General features: G+C 47.9%; 26 protein-coding genes. 17 read left to right on the top strand and 9 right to left on the bottom strand.

The features are described from left to right. Positions 1-11 precede the first annotated feature (11 nt). From NFU07_RS13395 to NFU07_RS13370, 6 genes are all read left to right on the top strand, one after another. The gene (locus tag NFU07_RS13395; RefSeq protein WP_246807664.1) at positions 12-1,307 is read left to right on the top strand and encodes an arsenic transporter; all 1,296 of its coding nucleotides are present in this window, start codon (positions 12-14) and stop codon (positions 1,305-1,307) included. Between the two features lie 33 nt (positions 1,308-1,340). Then, complete coding sequence (gene arsC / locus NFU07_RS13390; protein WP_251478913.1) at positions 1,341-1,760, top strand: arsenate reductase (thioredoxin); 420 nt, start codon at positions 1,341-1,343, stop codon at positions 1,758-1,760. 90 nt (positions 1,761-1,850) lie between these two features. Continuing rightward, positions 1,851-2,210, top strand: coding sequence for an arsenite efflux transporter metallochaperone ArsD (gene arsD, locus NFU07_RS13385; protein WP_251478912.1), 360 nt, complete (start codon positions 1,851-1,853; stop codon positions 2,208-2,210). Between the two features lie 16 nt (positions 2,211-2,226). Then, positions 2,227-3,999, top strand: a complete 1,773-nt coding sequence (gene arsA / locus NFU07_RS13380) for an arsenical pump-driving ATPase (RefSeq protein ID WP_251478910.1) — start codon at positions 2,227-2,229, stop codon at positions 3,997-3,999. Positions 4,000-4,066: 67 nt separating this feature from the next. Beyond that, complete coding sequence (locus tag NFU07_RS13375; protein WP_251478908.1) at positions 4,067-4,495, top strand: protein-tyrosine phosphatase family protein; 429 nt, start codon at positions 4,067-4,069, stop codon at positions 4,493-4,495. Between the two features lie 49 nt (positions 4,496-4,544). Continuing rightward, positions 4,545-4,823: a HesB/IscA family protein gene (locus NFU07_RS13370; protein ID WP_251478906.1), complete on the top strand. Its 279-nt coding sequence runs from the start codon at positions 4,545-4,547 to the stop codon at positions 4,821-4,823. A 31-nt stretch (positions 4,824-4,854) separates the two neighbouring features. Here the strand turns inward: NFU07_RS13370 and NFU07_RS13365 are convergent, their stop codons facing one another. Further along, positions 4,855-5,352: a GNAT family N-acetyltransferase gene (locus NFU07_RS13365; protein ID WP_251478904.1), complete on the bottom strand. Its 498-nt coding sequence runs from the start codon at positions 5,350-5,352 to the stop codon at positions 4,855-4,857. A 99-nt stretch (positions 5,353-5,451) separates the two neighbouring features. Between NFU07_RS13365 and NFU07_RS13360 the strand changes: the two genes are divergently transcribed. From NFU07_RS13360 to NFU07_RS13350, 3 genes are all read left to right on the top strand, one after another. Then, positions 5,452-5,898, top strand: coding sequence for a MarR family winged helix-turn-helix transcriptional regulator (locus tag NFU07_RS13360; RefSeq protein ID WP_251479188.1), 447 nt, complete (start codon positions 5,452-5,454; stop codon positions 5,896-5,898). 64 nt (positions 5,899-5,962) lie between these two features. Continuing rightward, on the top strand, positions 5,963-7,321 hold the full coding sequence (locus NFU07_RS13355) for an NAD(P)-binding domain-containing protein (RefSeq protein WP_397443735.1): 1,359 nt from the start codon (positions 5,963-5,965) through the stop codon (positions 7,319-7,321). Positions 7,322-7,954: 633 nt separating this feature from the next. Continuing rightward, a complete protein-coding gene (locus NFU07_RS13350; protein ID WP_251478902.1) occupies positions 7,955-8,248 on the top strand; it encodes a hypothetical protein in 294 nt (97 codons plus the stop codon). 259 nt (positions 8,249-8,507) lie between these two features. Here the strand turns inward: NFU07_RS13350 and NFU07_RS13345 are convergent, their stop codons facing one another. The 3 genes from NFU07_RS13345 to NFU07_RS13335 all read right to left on the bottom strand — a co-directional run bounded on the left by NFU07_RS13345 (position 8,508) and on the right by NFU07_RS13335 (position 10,689). Further along, on the bottom strand, positions 8,508-9,452 hold the full coding sequence (locus tag NFU07_RS13345) for a cation diffusion facilitator family transporter (RefSeq protein ID WP_235196248.1): 945 nt from the start codon (positions 9,450-9,452) through the stop codon (positions 8,508-8,510). Between the two features lie 73 nt (positions 9,453-9,525). Then, positions 9,526-9,861, bottom strand: coding sequence for an ArsR/SmtB family transcription factor (locus NFU07_RS13340; protein ID WP_235196247.1), 336 nt, complete (start codon positions 9,859-9,861; stop codon positions 9,526-9,528). A 204-nt stretch (positions 9,862-10,065) separates the two neighbouring features. After that, entirely contained in the window at positions 10,066-10,689 is a 624-nt protein-coding gene (locus tag NFU07_RS13335) for a class I SAM-dependent methyltransferase (RefSeq protein WP_251478900.1), read from the bottom strand. A 362-nt stretch (positions 10,690-11,051) separates the two neighbouring features. On the opposite strand from NFU07_RS13335, the gene NFU07_RS13330 reads away from it, so the two are divergent. After that, the gene (locus NFU07_RS13330; protein ID WP_251478898.1) at positions 11,052-12,440 is read left to right on the top strand and encodes a murein hydrolase activator EnvC family protein; all 1,389 of its coding nucleotides are present in this window, start codon (positions 11,052-11,054) and stop codon (positions 12,438-12,440) included. A gap of 49 nt (positions 12,441-12,489) precedes the next feature. Here NFU07_RS13330 and NFU07_RS13325 read toward each other — a convergent pair whose 3' ends face one another. The 3 genes from NFU07_RS13325 to NFU07_RS13315 form a co-directional block, all read right to left on the bottom strand. Beyond that, positions 12,490-14,910, bottom strand: a complete 2,421-nt coding sequence (locus NFU07_RS13325; protein ID WP_251478896.1) for a heavy metal translocating P-type ATPase — start codon at positions 14,908-14,910, stop codon at positions 12,490-12,492. Further along, positions 14,903-15,268, bottom strand: coding sequence for an ArsR/SmtB family transcription factor (locus NFU07_RS13320; protein WP_235196246.1), 366 nt, complete (start codon positions 15,266-15,268; stop codon positions 14,903-14,905). Before NFU07_RS13320 ends, NFU07_RS13325 begins: the two co-directional genes overlap by 8 nt. A 76-nt stretch (positions 15,269-15,344) precedes the next feature. After that, positions 15,345-15,959, bottom strand: a complete 615-nt coding sequence (locus tag NFU07_RS13315; protein ID WP_251479184.1) for a CadD family cadmium resistance transporter — start codon at positions 15,957-15,959, stop codon at positions 15,345-15,347. Positions 15,960-16,198: 239 nt separating this feature from the next. Here NFU07_RS13315 and NFU07_RS13310 point away from each other — a divergent pair, with 239 nt between their 5' ends. From NFU07_RS13310 to resA, 6 genes are all read left to right on the top strand, one after another. Next, complete coding sequence (locus NFU07_RS13310; RefSeq protein ID WP_251478894.1) at positions 16,199-16,729, top strand: copper resistance CopC family protein; 531 nt, start codon at positions 16,199-16,201, stop codon at positions 16,727-16,729. Then, positions 16,730-17,821 carry a copper resistance D family protein gene (locus NFU07_RS13305; protein WP_251478892.1) on the top strand — a complete coding sequence of 364 codons (1,092 nt, stop codon included), beginning with the start codon at positions 16,730-16,732 and terminating at the stop codon, positions 17,819-17,821. 31 nt (positions 17,822-17,852) lie between these two features. Beyond that, complete coding sequence (locus NFU07_RS13300) at positions 17,853-18,536, top strand: DsbA family protein (protein ID WP_251478890.1); 684 nt, start codon at positions 17,853-17,855, stop codon at positions 18,534-18,536. Then, complete coding sequence (locus NFU07_RS13295; RefSeq protein WP_251478889.1) at positions 18,536-18,976, top strand: disulfide oxidoreductase; 441 nt, start codon at positions 18,536-18,538, stop codon at positions 18,974-18,976. The genes NFU07_RS13300 and NFU07_RS13295 overlap by 1 nt, the downstream gene beginning before the upstream one ends. Before the next feature lie 63 nt (positions 18,977-19,039). Next, entirely contained in the window at positions 19,040-19,747 is a 708-nt protein-coding gene (locus NFU07_RS13290; protein WP_235196241.1) for a cytochrome c biogenesis CcdA family protein, read from the top strand. A 42-nt stretch (positions 19,748-19,789) separates the two neighbouring features. Next, positions 19,790-20,326: a thiol-disulfide oxidoreductase ResA gene (gene resA / locus NFU07_RS13285; protein WP_285835969.1), complete on the top strand. Its 537-nt coding sequence runs from the start codon at positions 19,790-19,792 to the stop codon at positions 20,324-20,326. Between the two features lie 67 nt (positions 20,327-20,393). On the opposite strand, the gene NFU07_RS13280 is transcribed toward resA, so the two are convergent. Beyond that, positions 20,394-20,612: a hypothetical protein gene (locus NFU07_RS13280; protein WP_235196240.1), complete on the bottom strand. Its 219-nt coding sequence runs from the start codon at positions 20,610-20,612 to the stop codon at positions 20,394-20,396. Between the two features lie 221 nt (positions 20,613-20,833). After that, entirely contained in the window at positions 20,834-22,117 is a 1,284-nt protein-coding gene (locus NFU07_RS13275) for an Nramp family divalent metal transporter (protein ID WP_285835968.1), read from the bottom strand. A 560-nt stretch (positions 22,118-22,677) separates the two neighbouring features. On the opposite strand from NFU07_RS13275, the gene NFU07_RS13270 reads away from it, so the two are divergent. Continuing rightward, positions 22,678-23,058, top strand: coding sequence for a hypothetical protein (locus NFU07_RS13270; protein WP_251478887.1), 381 nt, complete (start codon positions 22,678-22,680; stop codon positions 23,056-23,058). Positions 23,059-23,144: the final 86 nt, after the last annotated feature.

The raw sequence follows: 23,144 nt of genomic DNA, 5'->3' as shown, positions 1-23,144 counted from the left end.
GAGGGAACTAAATGGTACAAGGAATTTTAGCATCGGTCATCTTCCTCCTCACCCTGGTACTCGTCATCTGGCAGCCACGCAATCTATCGATTGGTTGGTCGGCTATTGGCGGGGCAGTAGTTGCTTTGTTGGTTGGAGTCGTTGATTTTCAAGATGTAGCAGATGTATTTGGAATTGTGTGGAATGCCACACTGGCCTTTATCGCCATCATCATCATTTCATTGATTTTGGACGAAATCGGCTTCTTCGAATGGGCAGCGCTTCACATGGCGCGAATCGCCAAAGGGAACGGCTTGCGCATGTTTGTCTTTGTCAGCATCCTCGGTGCCTTTGTGGCGGCGTTGTTTGCGAACGATGGGGCAGCCTTAATTTTGACGCCAATCGTCTTGGCGATGGTCCGGAATTTGAATTTCTCGGAAAAGATGATTTTTCCATTCATCATGGCCAGCGGATTTATTGCGGATACGACCTCGTTGCCGTTAGTTGTCAGTAACTTAGTGAACATCGTCTCGGCCGACTTTTTCGGCATCGGGTTTGCGGAATACGCCTCCCGGATGATCGTCCCGAACCTGTTTGCGTTAGTGGCCAGTATTTTGGTGCTGTATTTGTTTTTCCGGAAAGACATTCCGAAAAACTACGAAGTGGCGAATTTGAAAAAGCCGAACGACGCCATCAAGGACCACAAGATGTTCCGCCTGTCGTGGTTTGTTCTGGCGATTCTGCTAGTCGGATATTTCTCCAGTGAATTCATCGGGGTGCCAGTTTCGATTGTCGCGGGCATCATTGCCATCTTCTTTTTATTGATGGCACAAAAAAGCCCAGCGGTCCGGACGCGCATCATTTTACGTGGTGCGCCGTGGAACATCGTCTTCTTCTCGCTCGGCATGTACGTCGTGGTCTATGGACTGCGGAATGTCGGCTTGACCGGCGTGTTGGCAGATGTCATTCAGATGGCGGCGGAGCAAGGCTTGTTTGTCGCCACGATTTCGATGGGCTTCATTGCGGCCATCCTGTCGTCGGTGATGAACAACATGCCGACGGTGATGATCAATGCGCTCGCTATATCTGAGACGCAGACAACCGGAACCATCCGGGAAGCACTCATTTATGCGAACATCATCGGATCGGATTTGGGTCCAAAAATCACCCCAATCGGGTCGCTCGCTACGCTATTGTGGCTGCACGTCCTATCATTAAAAGGGGTGAAAATCTCATGGGGAACGTATTTCAAGGTCGGCATCATCTTGACGATTCCTACGCTTCTTGCAACCCTCATCGGATTGTATTTGTGGTTATTGATTCTCTAAAAAAATCTATTTATCCAAAAGGAGTTTATCATTATGACGAAAAAAACATTGTACTTCCTCTGCACAGGCAACTCATGCCGCAGCCAGATGGCGGAAGGTTGGGGGAAAGAAATCCTTGGAGACGAGTGGCGGGTATTGAGCGCTGGCATCGAAGCACACGGGCTGAACCCGAATGCGGTAAAAGCGATGAACGAAGTCGACATCGACATTTCGAATCAGACTTCAGACATTATTGACCTGGACATTCTGAACAATGCGGAATTTGTCGTGACGTTATGCGGTGATGCAGCGGACAAATGTCCGATGACGCCGCCTCATGTGAAGCGCGATCATTGGGGATTTGTGGACCCGGCGAAAGCGGAAGGAACCTATGAGGAGAAATGGGTGGTCTTCCAGAACGTCCGCGATGAAATCGGCGCACGTATCCGGGAATTCGCAGAAACAGGCAAGTAATCAAAGAGCCGTGATCGGGTATCACGGCTTTCTTTCTCAGTGCTACATGCGTCTATTCTATTCTAATCTTGTAATGGAGGAGAAACCATCATGAAAAAAGTCGAAATTTACGATCCGGCGATGTGCTGTTCCACCGGTGTCTGCGGTCCCGTTGTAGACCCGGACTTAACCAGAATCGCGTCAGCTGTCTATTCCCTTGAAAAGAAAGGCTTCACGATTGCGCGTTATAACTTGACCAATGACCCCGGTGCGTTTGTTGAAAATGAAATCGTCAACCAAGTATTGGTAGAAAAAGGACCGGAAGCCCTTCCGGTGGTCCTGGTCGATGGGGAAATCGTGAAAGTGGCGGCATATCCGACAAATGAAGAGTTAGCGGAGTGGTTTGATACCACACCGGCCGACTTGCAGGAAAAGCCACGGGTTCGCGTGTCCGTCAATTTTGGCAAGTAAAGGAGGAGAAAGACACATGTTTTCACTTTTCAATCCGAAAAAGATGCCACTGACGCCATTCCTGTTCTTCACTGGAAAAGGCGGGGTCGGCAAGACCTCGACGGCTTGTGCCACGGCGGTCGCTTTGGCTGATCAAGGGAAAAGTGTGCTGCTGGTCAGCACCGACCCGGCTTCCAATCTGCAGGACGTGCTGGAAGTGGCCTTGACGAATGAGCCGATGGCGATTCCGGGTGTTCCGAATCTGTCTGCGTGCAACATCGATCCGGAAGAATCGGCGCGCGCTTACAAGGAAAACGTGGTTGGCCCGTACCGTGGCAAGTTGCCGGATGCAGTGTTGGCCACCATGGAAGAGCAGTTGTCCGGCGCTTGTACTGTCGAGATTGCCGCTTTCGATGAATTCTCGCATCTGTTGGCAGATGAAACCATCTTGGAGCAATTCGACCATGTCCTGTTTGATACCGCACCGACCGGGCATACCTTGCGGCTGTTGCAGCTGCCGACGGCATGGAGCGGATTCCTGGAAGAAAGCACCCACGGCGCTTCTTGCCTCGGACCGCTCGCGGGGTTGGAAGGGAAAAAGGAAATGTACGGCAAAGCGGTCGCTTCCCTTTCCGATCGGGAAAAGACGACGCTGCTGCTGATTGCGCGTCCCGATAATTCGTCGCTGCTTGAAGCGGACCGTGCTTCGGCAGAACTGAAGGAAATCGGCATCGGGAACCAATTGCTGATTGTAAATGGTCTTTTGCAGACACATCAGCCGGAAGATGCGGTTTCGACCGCGTTCTACAGCCGTCAGCGACAAGCGTTGCAGGAAACACCGGAAGCCTTGAAACAGATCATGACGTATGCGCTGCCGTTCGTTTCGTATTCCCTGACGGGCGTGGAGAACTTGCGTCACCTGTTCAGCTCGTATGCCATGACGACATTCGAAGTGGAAGACACAAACGAAGAAGCGTTGACCCTTCCGGGCTTGAACCAAGTGATTGAAGATTTCTCGGAAAAAAATACCCGGGTCATCTTCACGATGGGCAAAGGCGGCGTCGGCAAAACGTCGATTGCATCAGCCATTGCGGTGGGCTTGTCTGAAAAAGGGCATCGCGTCCATTTGACCACCACCGATCCGGCGGCCCATCTGGCCTATACCTTTGCAGGCGGTGAAACGCGCGATAATTTGTCCATCAGCAGCATCAATCCCCAAATTGAAGTTGAACGCTACAAACAGACGGTTCTTGCGAATGCCGGGAACGGGCTGAGCGACGAAGAGCTGGCCTACCTGCAGGAAGACCTGGAATCGCCGTGTACGGAAGAAATCGCTTTGTTCCAAGCCTTTGCGGCGGTGGTCGAGAAATCGGAGAACGAAATTGTCGTCATCGATACGGCCCCGACCGGCCACACATTGTTGCTGCTGGATTCGACGGAAGCCTATCACAAGGAAATGAGCCGTTCGACCGGCGATGTGCCGGTGAGCGTGAAAAAGCTGTTGCCGCGCTTGCGCAATCGGCAAGAAACCGGCGTCGTTATCGTGACGCTGGCGGAAGCGACGCCGGTACTCGAAGCAGCACGGCTGCAGGAGGACTTGAAGCGCGCGCAGATCGAACCGAAATGGTGGGTCATCAACCAAAGCCTGTATGCTACGGAAACGACGGATCCGATTTTATGCGGCCGGGCAAATTCCGAGAAGAAATGGATTCAAAAAGTGAACGAAGAACTGGCGTCGAAATGCGCCGTGATTCCTTGGCTGCAGGAAGAAAAGATTGGTTATACCCAGCTGAAAGAATTTATTTTGTAAAAACCAAATGCGTAGTACAGTATCTTTTTTCAACTTAACGGGATAAATAATGGAAGGTGGTAACACCATGAGCAAAAATTATCAGGAACTGGTCAAGAACCGCATTTTTATTGGCGGCGCAGCGGATGCCAAAGACGCAGTCGACACCGAACAGATTGACTTGGTGGTGGATTTGCGGGCAGAAGTGACCGAAGGGGAGTACGAATACCTCCGGGTCCACAGCCCCATCGTAGACGATTCCGACAACCAGCAGGATGAATCGGTCAAGAAAGCGATTGATCAAGTGGTGGACGCCTACAACGACGGCAAAAAAATCTATTTCCACTGTGCAGGCGGCAGCAATCGCACCGGCACGGTGGCCATTGGCACGCTGTTATCCCTTGGGCAAGCGGATAGCATCGCAGATGCGGAAGCCCAGGCCACGTCCGTCCGCCAGAAAATCAACGTGAAACCGGCGTTGAAAGAGTCCCTTCAGCGGATTTTCCCCGATGCCTGAAGAGTGCTAGAATAAATAAAACTTAAACCCAAAAGGAGAGATCTTACCCATGATGATCACCAATGAAGCCAAACAATACATCCAGTCCATCCTGGACGAGCAAAAAGCGGAAGGGCTGCGGATTCACGCCGTCGCTGGCTGCTGCGGACCGCAGATCGGCATGTCGCTGGATGCGCCGGAAGCGACAGACGAAGTACTGGACGTTAACGGCATCCGGATGGCGGTTGCCCCGGAAGCAAAAGAAATCGCAGACAACCTGACCTTGGATTTCGAGGAACAGGGAGAACAAGCCGGTCTGGTCATGATTGGCGCACCAACCGGGTGCTAGATGAAAAAGAGCTCACGTGTGAGCTCTTTTTTTATGCCCATCCATTCACTTGGCTTCTTCTTTCTAGGAGAATCGTGTCTCGCCATACGCCAGCGCGTTGGCCGATGCGTTCCCGGCGGCCGACTTCCCGGAAACCGTTCTTCAGATGGAGCTGCAAGCTGGCGTGATTCTCCGGAAAGATGCTGGCCTGTAAGGTCCAAAAACCCTGTGCTTCGGAAGCGCAGATTAATGCCTGCAATAAGGCCATTCCGATTCCTTTGCCTTTGTGGGCCGGATCAACATAGACACTGACTTCTCCGACCCCTTTGTATACTTGACGGCTTGAAACAGCCGACACTTTACACCAGCCAATGATTTGCTGCCCTTCTTCCAGTACCAAACGACACGCTGACTCGGTTTGGTCGGCCCAATTTTCATAAGAAGGTGCTTCAGTTTCAAACGAAGCCAGACCGGTGGCCAGTCCGGCTTCGTAAATCCGTTTCACGGCTGGCCAATCCGCTGTTGCGAATGTTCGGATGCTGCGGTGCATAGTCCAACTCCTCTCAATTTCCTTGTTGTATTTAAAAGGATAGAGAAAATACTTGCAAAATGCAAGTATTATTTGTATGCTAGGGATGAGGTGTTGAACATGGAAAACAAACGAGAATTGTTTCAAAGCATGGTTAAGCGGTTCGGATTGTTGAATAAGAACTGCTGCATGGTCGGAGACATGGAAATCAGCTTGGTGCAAAGCCACATACTGTACGAAATCGACAAACGGCAAACGCCTTCGATGCAGGAAGTAGCAGACGCCCTGGCAACCGATTTGTCCACGTTCAGCCGCCAGATCCAGACGCTCATTAAAATGAACCTGGTGACGAAGTCACCGTCGGAAGCCGATAAACGCATCTATGTCCTGCAACTGACAACCGACGGGAAATTCGCGGCCACGGTGATCCAAGAAGGCATCGAGACGCATCTGGACGAGATTTTCTCGCACTTGAATGAATTCGAACGCGAAATTGTCTTGCAATCGATGCAGTTGCTGAACCAAGCCATGGCCAAGTCAACGGTCTGTTGCAAGCCCATGTTTTAACTGAACGGAATTAATACTTGCAAAAATCAAGTTTTATTATAGAACGACTAAAGGAGGAAGTTATATGAACACGCAAGCAGCTTGTTGTTCACCGAAGGCATTTCCCATCCCGTTTGACTTACCGAAAAAAGAAACGAATGCGCTGCCGATCGTTATCATTGGGGCCGGTCCGGTTGGATTGGCCGCAGCCGCGCATCTGGCAAAAGCCGGAGAGAAGTTCCGGGTGCTTGAAGCCGGGACCTCTATCGGCCATCACGTGTTGCAATGGGGACATGTCCGCCTGTTTTCCCCTTGGCAGTACAACATCGACAAAGTCGCCCGGGAATTATTGGAACAATCGGGGTGGGAAGCACCGGTCGAGGAAGAATTGCCCACAGGCAAGGAGCTCGTCGACCAGTATTTGACGAAACTGGCAGAGCTGCCAGTTATACAGCCCTTTATCCAACTCCACACCCGGGTACTGGGCATCAGCCGAAAAGGCCAAGACAAAATGAAGACCGCTGGTCGGGGGAACCTGCCGTTTGTCCTTTATCTAGAAGAAAACGGAGAAACGACCCAGCGCATCGAAGCGAAAGCCATCATCGACGCTACGGGAACTTGGGGACAGCCGAACTCGTTAAGTGCCGGCGGCATAACGACGAAAAACGAAGAGAAGCTGAGTCAGCACATCTATTACGGCATCCCGGATGTCCAAGGAAAGGATCGTGAACGGTTCAGCGGAAAGCAGATCGCGGTGGTAGGCGGCGGCCATTCCGCCATCAATACCATCCTGGAACTGGCTGAACTGCCCGATTCGAAAATCACGTGGATTCTGCGCAAGAACCACGTGGAAGACGCTTATGGAGGAGAAGCGAACGATGCGCTCCAAGCACGGGGCGAACTGGGTTCCCGGATTCATCAGCTGGTGGATTCCGGCCAAGTGGATGTCTACACGCCTTACCGGATTTATGACGTGAACCGAAATGGGGAAATGTTGACGCTGGAAGGGGAATGGAAGGAAGCAAACCATTCGATTGAGGGACTCGATGAAGTGATCGTCAATACCGGCAGCCAACCGGACTTTTCATTCCTGCGTGAAGTGCGCCTCAGCGTCGATCCGGCCACCGAAAGTGTGGATGCATTGGCGCCGCTGATTGACCCAAACCTTCATAGTTGCGGCACGGTCCGTCCGCACGGCGAACGGGAACTGCGGCAGCCCGAAAAGAATTTCTATATCGTCGGCATGAAGAGCTACGGCCGGGCGCCGACGTTCCTGATGGCCACCGGATACGAACAGGTCCGGTCCGTCGTGGCGTACCTCACGGGAGATTTCGAGGCGGCCCAGAACGTGGAATTGGATCTGCCGGAAACCGGCGTCTGCAGCGTCAACCTTTCACCGAACGGCACACAACCGGTTGCAGCTGGCAGTTCGGGCTGCTGCTAAAGGAGCGATGACAAGTGACCGTGAATCACGGAGGACGGTTGCAGCCCGACTATTTCCGTTCCTATTTATCCCTTATCATGAACTCGCGCCAATGCACCGTCGAGTGTGCACGGGAATTCATGCTGGCAACCTTTTTCCAGGGGGATCCGGAAAAGTTTGGCCCGGAGAGCTACGAAAATTTTCAGTTGGCCGTGCAGTCTTCGAGTGAGGAAAGATAAAAATTCATTTATAGAAGAAGCGCCTAAGAGAACTCATTTTAGGCGCTTTTTCTATGTTTTCTCTAAAAGTACGTTTACGTACCACCAGAATATTGGCAGAAAAAGAGCTTCTCATGAAGTTTTTTTACGTCAGCGTGATTCTACGAACACTTTAATTACTATACTCTCAACTAAATACTCATTGTATAATCAAGAAAAGATAGATTTTCAAAACGTTCAACCGATAGAATATTAACTAGATAATCATAGAAAACCTTTTATACCTATGCTTGTGCTCAAGTTGATGAATTAAAGCTTAAAATAGTCGGTCTGTTATCTTACATAAGAAAATTATCCTTCTGGAACTAAGCCAAGCTCCTTAAAAATTTTACCTTTTGATGATTTGTGCGATTCAAGGAGGAGAGGAGGTTTCTAAATGTTTTCGAAATATCGTTACGAGCACACGAAGTTGTCTATAGAGCCAAGAATGGTAGAGGAGGCACGGAATTGTTTGGCTAAAGAAAGCAAGGAAACCATCAAAAATGGGGAGAGATTTACGAAATACTTCCTGAAGAATTCTACGGCAGATGGAGTTTTGGTTAAGACAGTCAAAGAGATAGCTTTTGATTTAAGTATTCCTTCTTATATGCTTGTTAAAATACTCGAGGTTCTCGAACGTGAAAAGGTGATTTATCGCCGAAGAGGCATGATTGGATTATGGAAAAATTAAAGGAAAGCCTGTTTTTTGACTGCCGCTCCAGAATATATCCTTTTTAACAACGGTAGCTAAAAAGAGACAGTAGATTCAAGAAAGAGAAGAGGCCGGTTGAGCTTCTTCTCTTTTTTCACATTTATAATTTTTATTGAAGTCTAACTTTCAAAAGAAAAGTAACAGACAATTAACTATGGAATATATTAAATTACTTACCAAACAAAAAAAGAATTCCTTGCATCACAAAACTATAAAGATTTAACTACAACTGTTTATCCTAATGGTGATGATCGTGTGAAGGTTCATTTTTTGCCGTACAAAGAATGGACTCATCATGTTCATGGGCACTGGTTTCCAGCTGGATTGTGACATGCGTAATTCCTTTATGCGTCAAATCGTGTTCAATCCGGTGCAGCATACTTTCGCTCTCAGCGATGGTGAGCTGATCATTTACAACGGCATGGCAAGACAAGGCATTGAGTCCACTGGTGATCGACCAAATGTGCAAATCGTGAACACCTTGGATTCCCTCTGTCTTTTTAATGGTCTGTAGGACGTCCTCTACATCAATGTTTTGAGGCGTTCCCTCCATTAGCACATGAAGAGAAGCCTTCGTTACATAGTACCCGCTTCGTAGGACGAGGACTGCCACGATTACACTTGCTGCGGGATCCGCCCATCCCCAGCCAAAAAACATGATGAGTAAGGCGGCCGCAATGGCGCCGATTGATCCCAGCATGTCACTCAGTACATGCAAATACGCTCCTCGCATATTCAAGTTATCTTCTGTATCTCCACCGCGCATCATAATCCAAGCGACCAGGATGTTAACCAGTAATCCAATAACGCTGATAATGAGCATGCCGGTCGTTGCTACTTCCGGTGGATTAGCAAACCGGTCAATGGCTTCATAAAAGATATAAAGGGCCACGCCAATCAATGTGGCACCGTTGATGACCGCGGCGATAATTTCAAACCGTTTGTAGCCATAGGTTTTGCTGTAGTTCGCTACTTTTTCAGCCAGTTTGAAGGCAATGAGGGCAATCGCCAGTGAAATGGAATCGCTCAGCATATGCCCGGCATCCGCTAAAAGCGCCAAACTATTGGTGAGAAAACCTCCGATGGCCTCGATAATCATGTAACTTGTAATGATTAAAAAAGAAATGAACAGCACCTTTTTGTTTGCTCCGTGTGTGTGGTCATGATTGTGATCATGGGCCATTTCAACTCCTCCTTTCAAAATTATTCTTCCTTATAAAGCCATTCATGCTTTTAGCCATTTTCCAATTTTATTCTCAATGATGCGCAGCGTGCTCAATGGCTTGTTTCAATAGGTTCATGATGTGGTCGTCGTCTTTTGAATAATATAAAGTGGTCCCAGCTCTTCTGTATTTCACCAGTCGCAGCTGCTTCAAAAAACGCAATTGGTGCGACACGGTAGACTGGCCCAAATCCAATCGTTCAGCCAATTCGTTCACCGAGTGTTCCGCGGAACAAAGCAAATTCAAGATACGGATACGGGTCGGATCGCTCAATGCCTTGAATGTTTGAGAGACGACAAAAAGGGTTTCTTCATCCAACGGATGTTCGTTTTCCATATAATCTACTTCTTTTTCAAACTCCTGCGTCATGTTGGTAGACACCTCCAATAGAATGGATAAAACAAATATCAATATATGAGCATATGTTCATATATTGATTATAAGGAAGAATGTGAAGGAATGTCAAGCTAAGTCCTGTATAAATTCTAACTTAACACGGTTGATAGTCCGTCCTTATCAAGATAGATTAAATACCTTCCATATAATATAGGTAAGTATATTTTTATGAACCCCTTAAATACGTTGTTTGCTGAGAACAATCTTTCTATACATTCCATTGAACAGGACCGGGACATCTTCTTTGACAAGTAAGGTTCCATTATTATTTTCGACCAATCTATCAAAGTCTAAGCCAATATCGGTTCCTAATAATTTAATGACGGGTCGAATCATTTTTTTAGGAAGTGAGAGCTTTTTTTCTCTAGGAAGGAACTTATCAAAGAGCAGTATTTCTCCACCAGGCTTCAACACTCTTTCCATTTCCTTAAAACAATCTTCTGCATGGGGAACCACGGAAAGAATCAAACTTCCGATGACCACATCAAATTGGTTGTCAGCGAATGTCATTTGTTGGGCATCCATTTCTATGAATTGAATGGAGGAGTCTTTAAACTTCTTTCGGGCTTGATTGAGCATATCTTCCGAGTAGTCTATGGCGGTAATCTCCATTCCATCCAGATCCAACAGTTCTAAATCAGCTCCCGTTCCGACACCGACCACCAAAACTTGTTGTTGAGGATTGATGGTTATTCCATGGAACACGTTTATCCGTGCAGCCAGAAAGGGACCCGCGTTGAAGAATATATCGTAGACCGGGGACCATAATTTATAAATGATTTTGTTCCAATAGTTATTCAATGCACTCTGCCTCCTGTCAGTTTCTAATTTCTGCATGTTCCTCATTTTTCCTTCAGTCATCTTCTCGAGTAAAAGAAATTAAGTAGGCAACTTTAATAAATAGCGTATTTGTTAAGTAATCGGGATTTGAAATTAACAAACAAATATTTCGTTGCTAGAAGAAAATGAAATATAAATGTAACAGGAATTAAATGTTTAGCTGATATACTAAGCAAGTCGGATTTTTTAAAGAAGCGTAATTCGGCAAAGAGTAAAATCATGTAACCTCAATAAATTTTAGCTTCACCGTGCAAGCTACTTGGAGCTGAAATCGACTAATACATACCAAAAAAGTAGAAAGATTCTGGAAGGGGAACAAGCACTTGATTTCGAAATGGATGGTAACCGGTTTATCCTCTGTCTTGGCCTTGTCAATTTTAGTGCCAACAGCGAATGCGGATACATTAAGCGAATTGGAACAAAAACAGCAAGAAGCACAACAGCAGCAAAGTGAATTGAATTCCGGCATCAATGAAAAAGCGGGGCAAATCAATCAAAACGCTTCCAAGCTGGAACAGCTGGCGACGAAAATAGCGGATTTGAATACCCAAATCAATGATACCCAAGCCAAAATCAACAATGTCCAAGCTCAAATCGATCAGACAAAAGTCGAAATCGATGAATTGAACAAGTCAATTGAAGAACTGAAACAAAAAATTGCTGAACGTGAAGAATTGTTGAAAGAACGCGCACGCGCCATTCAATTAAGTGGCGGCTCCGTGGATTACATTGACGTCTTACTTGGAGCCAATAGCTTTATCGATTTCATCGACCGGTTCTCCGCTGTCAATACCTTGATTGAAGCAGACCGGGAGATTATGCGTGATCAGGCGGCCGACAAAGAGTTATTGGCCGATCAAAAAGCTCAAGTGGAAACTAAACTGGCCGAACAGGAATCACGCCGCTCGGAACTTGTTGAGTTAAAAGCTACCTTTGATGGTCAGAAGAAAGAACAGGCTGGCTTGGTGAAGAATTTGGAAGCGGAACAGCAACGGTTAGCAGCAGAAAAAGGCAGCTTGGAAAATCAACGCAGCGAAGTCATCGAAATTAGTGCGGATTTGGAGCAACAAATCGCCGCTGAACAAGCCCGACTAGCTGAAATTGCGAGAAAAGCGGAAGAAGAACGTCAACGGAAACTAGCCGCTGAAAAAGCCAAAGCAGAAGCTGCTGCAAGAGAAGAAGCGCGCGCTAAAGCAGCCCGTGAAGCGGAAGCTGCCAAAAGTGCTAAGACAGAATCTGTGAGCACGCCAAAAGCTGAAGATGCAGCTGTAAGTGCTCCGAAAGAAACAGTAGCGCAGCCATCATCAAATGGGATATTTATTCGGCCAATTTCTGGTCGTTATTCATCTGGGTTTGGCGGACGTGATATTGGAGCAGGGGCAGAATCGCATCTTGGGCAAGATATTGCCAATGTAACCGGTACGCCAATTTCTGCAGCAGCCTCTGGTTATGTTTCTTATGCAGGAGCAATGGGCGGCTACGGAAATGTCGTCATCTTGACACATTCCATCAATGGTCAATCCTATGCGACAGTTTACGCTCATATGAGCGCCATTAAAGTCTCAGCTGGCCAAGCAATTTCACAAGGTCAAACGGTTGGACTGGTCGGCAGTACAGGCCGTTCGACCGGGCCTCACCTTCACTTTGAAGTTCACATCGGCTCGTGGAACGGAGCTCGTTCAAACGCCGTAAACCCGATGAATTTCTTCTAATAGAAATGCAAAAACAGCGTGCATCTTTTCAGGTGCACGCTGTTTCTTTTTATTCTTTTACACGCATCAGCCGTAAACTGTTGAGGGCCACCAGGAGAGTAGCTCCCATGTCGGACATAATCGCGATCCACAGGGTCAACCAACCCGGAATGACCAACAGCAGCGCAATTACCTTGATCCCGATGGCAAACGCGATGTTCGCTTTGATGACATTCAAGGATTTCCGGCTCAATTTCACCGTGAATGGCAGCTTGCTCAAATCGTCGCCCATCAAAGCGACATCTGCCGTTTCCAAAGCCGTATCGGTTCCAGCACCGCCCATGGCAATCCCAACGGTAGAAGCGGCGAGTGCCGGCGCGTCGTTCACGCCGTCTCCAATCATTGCCACGTTGCCGTACTCGGCCCGTAAGCGTTTGATGACATTCAATTTGTCTTCTGGCATCAGCTCGGCCTGGATTTCGGTGACACCGACCTCTCGGCCGATGGCCTGACCGGTCGCTTTGTTGTCGCCCGTCAGCATGATCGTCTTCTTGATGCCCATATCGTGCAGCTTCTGGATGACTTCCTTGCTGGAGTCCCGGACTTCGTCGGCGACGGCAATTATCGCCAGGATGTGTTGTTCCGTGCCGATGATCATCGCGGTTTTGCCTTGTTCTTGCAGCGCCGTTACGGTTTGGTCCAGGGTGTGATCGGCACTTGCAGCGCCCAGCTCGTTGAAGAGAATCGGGCTGCCGATGTAGTACGTGATGCCATCCACTGTCCCTTTGATCCCTTTGCCGGTGATGGAAGAGAACTCTTCGACTAAGACAGAGGCATAATGGATGTTTTCCTCGTCCGCTTTTTTCATGATGGCGGAGGCAAGGGGATGCTGCGAGCGGTACTCCAGCGCTGTCACGATGGAAAGCAGCTCTTTTTCGTTTACTTGCTTGTTCAGGACTTCAAAATCCGTTACGACCGGAACTCCTTTAGTCAGGGTACCGGTCTTATCAAATGCGATGGCCTTCAGTGCACCCATTTCCTCCAAGTAGACGCCGCCTTTGATTAGCACGCCTTTTTTCGCCGCGTTCCCGATGGCCGATACGATTGAAATCGGTGTCGAAATGACCAACGCACACGGACAACCCACCACTAAAACAGCTAATCCTTGATAAACCCAGGTTTCCCAGCTGGCATCAAACAGAAGAGGCGGAACAATGGCCACGAGTGCAGCTACTGCCATGATGATCGGTGTGTAGTATTTCGCGAACTTGTCGACAAATGCCTGTGATGGGGCGCGTTCGCCCTGCGCTTCCTCGACCAGATGAATGATTTTTGCGATGGTCGTATCTTCGACCAGTTTGGTGATTTGGACTTCCAGCAAGCCTTCTTCGTTCAGCGTGCCGGCGAAGACGTCATCGTTCACGGTCTTGGCAACCGGCACGGATTCACCGGTAATTGCTGCCTGATTGACCGCCGAATAGCCGTTAGTTACCGTGCCATCCATTGCAATCTTCTGGCCGGGTCTGACAATCATGGTGTCGCCCACCACAATGTCGTCCACCGAGATTAGAAGTTCCTGGCCATTCCGCCGGACCAGTGCCTCTTTCGGCGCAATGTCCATCAACGAACGGATGGATTGCCGGGCTCGGTCCATCGAATAGCGTTCCAGTGCTTCACTGATGGCAAACAAGATGACCACGATGGACGCTTCCGCCCATTCGCCGATAAAGGCTGCCCCGATGACCGCGACGGTCATAAGGGTCTTCATGTCGAAATCCAGACGAATCAGGTTCTGCAAGCCGATCTTAAAGAGTGAGTACCCACCAATGGCAATGGCTGCCACAAACAGGAGGGACGTCATCAGGTTATCTTCCCCGTTCACAGATTGGGAAACGTACCCGAAGACAATCAGCAGGGCGGAGTAGAGCAGGACGCTGTGCTTTTGGTAGAATGGCACTTTTTTCTCTGTTCGTTCGGTCGCTTTTTCAGTTCCGGTATTCGGGATAGCTGGACGTCCGGTTATTTCAGGCGCCACCTTCAGGTTTTCAAAGGCACCGGCTTTCTCCAGTTCATCGATGGTCGCTGCCCCATAAACGGAAATTTTAGATGCACCGAAATTCACTTTGGCATCCTGGACGCCCGGAATCTGCTTCACATTCTTCTCGAATTTTCCGGCGCAGTTTGCGCACGAAAAGCCCTCGACCCGGTAAACACTTTTGTCTTCGACTGCCACCTTCACTTCAGGAACCGGTTGGCGTTTCAGTTTTTCCGGTGCCACTTTCAAGTTCTCAAAGGCACCGGCTTTTTCCAATTCCTCGACCGTCGCTGCGCCGTAAACCGCAATTTTGGAAGCTCCGAAGTTCACTTTCGCATCTTGGACTCCAGGAATCTGCTTGACGTTCTTTTCGAATTTCCCCGCGCAGTTCGCACACGAGAAGCCTTCAACCCGGTAAACGGTTTTGTCTTCGGTTTCCTTTGTTTTTTCAACCAACGGAAACGACCTCCTTCTGATGGAGGAAGGCCACTTGTACCAAGTGTTTCACATGCGCGTCATCCAGTGAGTAGTAGACCAATTTACCTTCCTTGCGGTATTTCGCGAGTCCCATATTCTTCAACAAGCGCAGGTGGTAGGAGGCGGTTGCGGTGGAAGAGCCGATGATATTCGCCACGTCGCACACACAAAGTTTGTCCTCCAGCGAGAGGGCATAGGCAATCTTGATACGCGTATCGTCCGACAACGCCTTGAAGATTTTCGCCACTTCCAATGGATTCTGTTCCGCCAATTGTTGCTGAACTCGTTCCACCTTTTCTTCATCTATACAGACCACATCACAAATATCTTTTGCCAATTTCTTTCACTCCTTTTTCGTTTCGTTCTTCCAATAGTTCACTTTCCTCTAGTCATACAAAGCTTTGAAAATCCCATTAATTCACCAATTCCCAAAGGAAACGGAAGGTTCCGTTCTCCATCATAATCAAGATGCCGAGTCCAACAAAGACAATGGGGACAATCCAATGCTCCCATTTCTCAATTGTTTCCGAGATTGTTTTAATCGATGCCAGACGGTAACTGAGGTAACACAAGACAGCGACCAAAATGGCGAAGACGACCAGCATCACGATGGTCTCACTTGGATTCAGGGTTGAGAAATACGGTATGTACACGCCGATGTTATCGCCGCCAGCTGCCAAGGTGATGACTGTCACAGTGATAAACAAACGGTTGGGCTTTCCTGAAGACAGGCGGGACAAAAGATTCTCTTCGTCTTCCTCTTCTTCTTCTCGTTTCCAGACCCGGATGCCCAGGTAGATGGGAATGAGGCCCAGCAAGCCGACCCAATGAGGGGGGACAAGTGTCAAGCCGTAGGCAGCCAACAGGCTGACACCCACCAAAATGGTAGTTCCTAAATATTGTCCAACGACAATGGATCTTAATTGGCCTTTTTTCAGCGTCTGCGAAAAAAGGATCAGCAAAATAATGACGTAATCAATGCTTGTCGCAACATAAGCGACAACCGCGGTGAAAATCGTGGCTATCAGCATCACCAACTCCTTTGTGGATACCGGCACTATCTATTAGCCGTCCAATAATTAAACATTCAAACGAACGTTTGATTAATGTAAGTGTATAAACTTTTCGCTGAATTGTCAATTATATATTCAAATGGTTGTTTTAATGTTTGAGCTTGCTTGTTAGAATGAACAGGGAGTGAATAGCCGAAAGGCTCCTTCGAACTTAAATAGTAAATCTTTTCTTCTAAGCATAAGGAGGCAAACCCATGAAAAAGATTATCGCATTGACGTTATTGGTCTTCTTTCTGTACGGACCAAGCGCTTTTGCTCATACTGGACTTGAAAGCAGCACACCCGCTGAAGGGGAGGTTGTGACCGAAGAGCTGCAGGAAATGGTTCTGGCATTCAATACCGAGTTAGAGAAAGCCAGCTCCTTCACCGTAAAAGATGCTGAGGGAATGGAAATTCCACTCGGAGTCTCAGTCGAGAACGACACAATGGTTGGGACACTCGGGGCTGCGATGGCAGACGGGGAATACACAGTCAACTGGAATATTATCGGGGCAGATGGCCATCCTATTGAAGGCTCCTATGCGTTCACTTTAAAAACGGGTGCGGAAACAGCAGTACCGGATGTTCCAAAAGAGACGGAAGCGCCTGTAGAGACAGTGCAGGAAGTGCAGGCACAACCAGAAGAAGAAGCTGGATCCTCATACACCTTAGTGCTGGTACTCATGGTACTAATCGTGGTGGCAGCCTGTACTTTAATCTGGACGGCGAAGAGAAGGGCGAACTAGATGATTGGGGTGTACTTAACGGAAGCGTTGCTTTATCTTTGTTTTTCGCTACTAATCGGCACCTTGCTCATCCATTTAGTTCCGCCTCACCTGAAGCCGCCTTTGAAGCTATCCAAACGGGTGCTGCAGGTGTCGATTCTGGGGATCGTCCTGTTGTCTGCTGCACCCGTAGTTCGCGTGATCCTGTTTTTATATGAAGACATCGGGTTGCTGCTGACGATTCGGAACGTGATCGGAGAATTTGCAGTAGGGAAAGCCTGGACATTGACCATTATCGTATCGCTCTTTTTCTATCTATTTGTTTCTGTAATTCCGGTATTGGAGCGAAAGGCCTTCATTTCGGCAGCTCTGGCATTTACGGCAGTTCTGCTGGTCGCCTTAGGCTGGGCGAGCCATTCTGCTTCTCTGAACGATTGGAGCGGGCTGGTTTTCCATACCCTTCATTTTGCGGCTGTCACGGTCTGGGTCGGCCTGTTGCTGGTCGTCAGCTGGTTTTCCACGTCCCAGCAGAACTGGCTGCCCTTCTTGAAGTGGTACACGCCAGTAGCCCTGAGCTGTTTGGCGTTAGTGATCGGTTCCGGCCTCTTCATCATGACCCTGGCCGTCGAACTGACGGAATATCAGGAAACGTGGATGATGCCTTATGGGCAAGCGTTGTTGCTGAAGCATTTGATGGTTCTTCCGGTTCTGCTTTTTGTCCTCATCAACGGGGTTTGGATTCGGCGGAAACTGCAGCGCGGCAGCGGCATCAACCCGCTGCCTTGGGCAAAGGCGGAAAGTGTTATCTTGCTGCTGATTTTCATTACGACGGGGGTTTTGGGGCAGCAGGAGCCGCCCCATTCCATTGAGACCTATTTACGGAGCAGCGGCCCCTCGAAAATCTTCGATTATTTCTATTCCGGCCAGATCGATTCGGCCATGACCTTGCAGTTCGGGTTTAATCTGTTAAGTATGTTATTTTTACTCGTGGCAGCCGTGTTCGGCTTCCTGGTTGTGTATTGCTTCAAGCAAAAGATGCCGGCACGCGTTTCGCTAGTCATGAGTTTATGTTGTGTCTTAGCGATGTACTTGGGATTGATGACAAGCATTTAATCAATAGATCACCATAGAAAAGAGGGATTTTATGAATCAGAAAAATAAGAAGAAACAATCGGGGATGAAGCTAGCGGTAATCCTGACATTGGCAGCAGTCGCGGTTCTCGCAGCCATCGTGGTCTTGACGAACCAGCAAAGTGCCTCGTCTGTGGAAACCGCAAATGTGGACATCACGGGCCAACCGACGCTTGGCGAAAGCGATGCACCGGTCACAATCGTGGAATTCGGGGACTTCAAGTGCCCTTCTTGTAAAGCGTGGGGAGAAATGGTGTACCCGCAGCTGGTGACAGACTATGTCGACACGGGCGATGTGAAATTCGCCTATATCAATGTCCTGTTCCATGGCAATGAATCGGTTGTGGGCTCATTGGCCGCTGAAGCGGTCTATGAACAAAACCCGGAATCCTACTGGGATTTCCACAAAGCTCTATTTGCGGAACAGCCGACTGAAAATCACGATGGGGCTTGGCTGACGCCTGAAAAAACCTTGGAAGTGGCTTCCCAATTCCCAGCCATTGATCCGGAAAAACTGAAAGCGGACATGGAAAAGCAAGAGACCATGGATAGAGTCGAAGTGGACAAGGCGTTGGTAGAGAAGCACGACGTGTCGATGACGCCAACAATCGTCGTCAATGGCCAGACGCTGGAAGATCCGTTTGATTACGACGCCATCAAAGCGCTGATCGATGAAGCGTTAGCGGAGGCAAACTGATGGAAGAGACCCACAAGCAATCCGACAAGAGTGGTTTTTGGCTTTATGGAGCCTGGTTCGTTTCATTATTGGCAACGCTCGGCAGCCTGTACTTCAGTGAAATCAAAGGCTTCATCCCGTGCGACCTGTGCTGGTTCCAGCGGATCTTCATGTATCCGCTCGTGGTGATTTTGGGGATCGCGACGTTCCAGAACGATTGGAAGATCGCCCGTTATGTCCTGCCGTTAGCCGTTATCGGCGGCAGCATCTCGGCCATGCACTACATGGAACAGAAAATTCCGGGATTCGGCGGCATCCGTCCCTGTGTGAGTGGGGTTCCCTGTAGCGCGGAGTACATCAACTGGTTGGGGTTCATCACCATCCCCTTCCTTGCACTCATTGCTTTTCTGATGATTACGATTGCGATGGTGCTGTTGATTGTGAAGAAAAAAACCAATTAATATACCGTATTCTACAATAGGATGACGTAAATAAATGAGCGTCATTCAAAAGGAGTTCTTTCTATGGCAGAAGTAAGTTTAGTGCTGGCGTTCGGCGCCGGGCTGTTATCGTTCCTGTCGCCTTGCGCGCTTCCACTGTATCCGGCTTTTTTGTCCTACATCACAGGTGTCTCGGTCAATGAGCTGAAAACGGGGAAAGGCGCGATGAAAAAGAGTGCGCTGATTCATACCGTGCTGTTTTTATTCGGATTTTCCATCATTTTTCTGGCGCTTGGCTTATCAACTTCGTTTATCGGTGCTTTCTTTTTTGAGAACGCCGACCTGTTGCGCCAATTGGGCGCCATCTTGATGGTATTTTTCGGTTTGGTGCTGACAGGCGTCCTGAAATTCGATTTCCTGCTTTCGGATAAGAAAGTCCATTTCCAGAAGCGGCCTTCGGGCTATACGGGCTCCGTGGTAATCGGACTGGGTTTCGCCGCCGGATGGACGCCGTGCACCGGCCCGATCCTTGCTGCGGTCATGGCGATGGGCATCGCCGATCCGAGCCGAGGGCTCTTGTATATGCTGTTTTATGTTTTGGGCTTTGCGATTCCGTTCCTCTTGATGTCGTTCTTTATCGAGAAGATGACCTTCCTGAAAAAACGGAGTGCCCAGTTCATGTCGATTGGTGGGGGCTTGATGGTCCTCATGGGCGTCATGCTGTATTTTGATATGATGACGGATGTCATCGCATACCTGTCGCAGTTTACGGGCGGATTCACCGGATTCTAACCGTACAGATGGAATAGATGAAAAGAAAGGGAGGAATGTGGCTTGGCGACAAAGAAGAAGAACCGTTTTTTCATGAGAACCGCCATCTTGCTGGTTCTCGCCGGGGCAATCGGGTTTACACTCTACAACAATGCCACCAAGGAGAACCGGGAAGTGCTCCAGGTGGGAGATCCGGCACCGGATTTTAAATTGACGGATTTGAACGGGGAAGAGCATCAGCTGTCTGACTATAAAGGGCAAGGGGTATTCGTCAATTTCTGGGGAACGTGGTGCAAACCATGCGAAAAGGAATTTCCGCTGATGGAAAGGCAGTACCAGGTCTACAAGGACCAGGGGGTCCAGATCTTGGCCGTCAACATCGCGCAGTCGGATTACGAAGTGAAGCAATATGCCGAACAGCGTGATTTGACGTTCCCGATTGTCATTGATAAAAACAAGAGCGTTATGGAAGCCTATAACGTCATCCCACTGCCGACGACCCTTCTGGTGAATGCCGAAGGCAACATCGAAAAGATCATCACCGGGGAAATGTCGGAAGAAGACATCCAAAGCTACATGGAACAGATCAAACCTATGTAATCATAAGAATATGCAAAAGCGCTTCACATTTTCGAGTGTGAAGCGCTTTTTATTGAATCCATATTCTTTAATGTCTGGCTGCCAGAGACGCCTTCACGCTCTTTTGATGCTTGTATACCTTCAACCAGAGAAAAAGTGCCAATCCAATGAAGAGGATGGGCATTTGCCAGCCAATCTGATCCGCTGCTATGAAATCGTATATGGACCAAATGAGCAGGGCACCGCTATAAAAGAGAAACCCAATAGCAGAAGACCAATCCTTTTGGTCGTTTTTCTTTCCCGTCATGTTGTTACCTCCTCTTTTCATGATGAACTATTGAAACATTCATCAAGGCAACTGCATCAGAAGAGATACCAGCAAAAGCTTTGCGAACTGATACAGGACATGCCCAAGTTTAACTGTAGTACAGGTTTGTTTAAAATCAATTCATCTTTATGTCATATTGATGAAAATTCCTTCCCCCATACAAAGGATTACTCTTTTGCCTCTAGTAACGGAAGTTCTTCTTAAAACAGCATCTGGAGCGTTTGGTACAGCAGGAACAGATTCAGGACAATGATGACCGAGGCAATGGCCCAAGCAAGGAACTTTGTCAGCCAATGGTTCACCAAGCTACCCATGATTTTTCGGTTACTGGTGAAAATGATCAGGGGAACCAAGGCAAACGGAATGCCGAAAGACAGGATGACCTGGCTTAACACCAACGCAGCTGTCGGATTGACGCCCAACGCGATAATGGCCAGCGGCGGAATCATCGTAATGGCTCTTCTCACATAAAGCGGGATTCGGCGTTTGATATACCCCTGCATGATGATGTCGCCGGTTTTGGTCCCAACGGAAGAACTCGCCAATCCGGACGCCAGCAAGGCAACCCCAAATAAGATGGCGGAAAACGGGCCGATGATCTCGCCAAACTGGTTGAAAGCTACATCCAGGTCTTCAACGAGCAGGCCATTGCCGAAGAAAAGGGAAGCCGCAACAATCAGCATACTGGCGTTTACTGCGCCTGCAATGATCATGGCTATCAACACATCAAAAAATTCATAGCGGAAAATCTGTTTTCGTTCGATTTCCGTTTTCCCGATGACGCGTTTTTGCGTTAGAGCGGAATGCAGGTAGATAGCATGCGGCATAACAGTGGCCCCGAGGATACCGGCGGCCAACATGACACTATCCACGCCTTGGAATTGGGGTGTGAACAGCCCCTTGAAAATCGAAGACGGTTCCGGTTGCGCAAAAACCATCTGCAGCCCAAAAGCGAGGACCACAATCAGTACCATTCCCGCAATTCCGGCTTCCAGCTGGCGCACCCCTCTTCGCTGCAGCTCCAGAATGGCAAAAGAACCGACAGCAGCGATCAATGCTGCCGGAAACAACGGAATGCCGAACAAGAGATATAACCCCAAAGCCGCCCCGATAAATTCGGCCAGATCAGTTGCCATGACGACCAGTTCGCCTTGAATCCATAGACCGAAAGATACCGGTTTGGGCAGATTTTCCCGCGACACTTCCGGAAGATTCAGCCCTGTAGCAATGCCCAGTTTGGCCGATAAAGACTGAATCAGAATGGCCATTAAATTGGATGCCAGCACGACCCACAGCAAGAGATAGCCATATTTCGAACCCGCCGTGATGTTCGTGGCAAAATTCCCCGGATCGATGTAAGCGACGCCGGCAATGAAAGCAGGTCCAAGAAAAACCAGTACTTTGTGATGCTGTTTCCGATAAGCGGTGATTTCCTCGAACGATTTGTACTCGGACTCCGCCGGCTTGACCTTCACCTCAATCATGACGCACTCCTCCTTTTCGAGATGGATGACTAGTGCTTAGTTTCCTATAGGATAAAATGTTTCCTTTGTGAAACTATATGATGAATTTAAGAGAAATGCAACTTAAATATCTGATTTATTTGAAATTTAAATCATTTTTAGCGAGTTAACATATGAGGAATTATCGGCAGTCCTATAAGAAAAAGAGAACGAAGGTGCTGGATTAATAGCACCTTCGTTCTCTTTTTCTAGCTTCTGATACCCCTTTTTATAATCAGTAAAATTTAAAGTATTTTTTTAAGAAACAGTATGAAGTAAATACTTAAAACCATTTTTTACCAAAATATTAAAATTATAAATATTATATAGTATTATCCAAAAAATAAGTAATTGTTCTAATTTTACTAAAAATTACATAATGTAAAAAAGCTTTTTAGGGAAATTTAACCAACTATTTATTTCTGTAAAAAAATGTATGGTTTAATATTCTTTATGTGGTAAATTAAGGTTATCAATTGATGAAAGGTTATTATTGTGCGCGCAGTAATAAATTAAAAATAAGTATGGAAAGAGGAGAATATATGAAAGCAAAACGTAATCTTTTGGCAGCAAGCCTGGCTGCAGTGACTTTACTCTCAACTGTTGCCGTTTCTGCAGCAACTTGGACTACAGATACGGTAAGCGGTACTTCTTTTAAATCAACCTTGAAACAATATGGAGAAGGTACAAGATACCTACATGCTCGAGGGATTTCGGGTACAGGTAAAATTGATATGTACACAGTAGATCCTTGGTCACCAGATGATCTTGCAGCGACTGTGAACACGAAGGTAGCTGTAAATACTCAAGATGTATGGTATTCAAAAGCAAAAGCACCTAATGGATCAGGACAGTCATATTATTATGTATGGAGTGGTAGCAATTCATCTGCCTCATCAAACATGAGAGTTTCTGACTATTGATTTCTTCGTAATTTAAATGCTGAGATAAACACAAATGCATAAAATTTGGTGTTTATCTCAGTTAATTTAATTGAAAGAAAGGAGAT

Source organism: Planococcus sp. NCCP-2050 (genome assembly GCF_023708025.1).
Lineage (GTDB): Bacteria > Bacillota > Bacilli > Bacillales_A > Planococcaceae > Planococcus.
The sequence above is the reverse complement of the archived record's forward strand: the minus strand, read 5'-3'. Positions and strand labels throughout refer to the sequence as shown.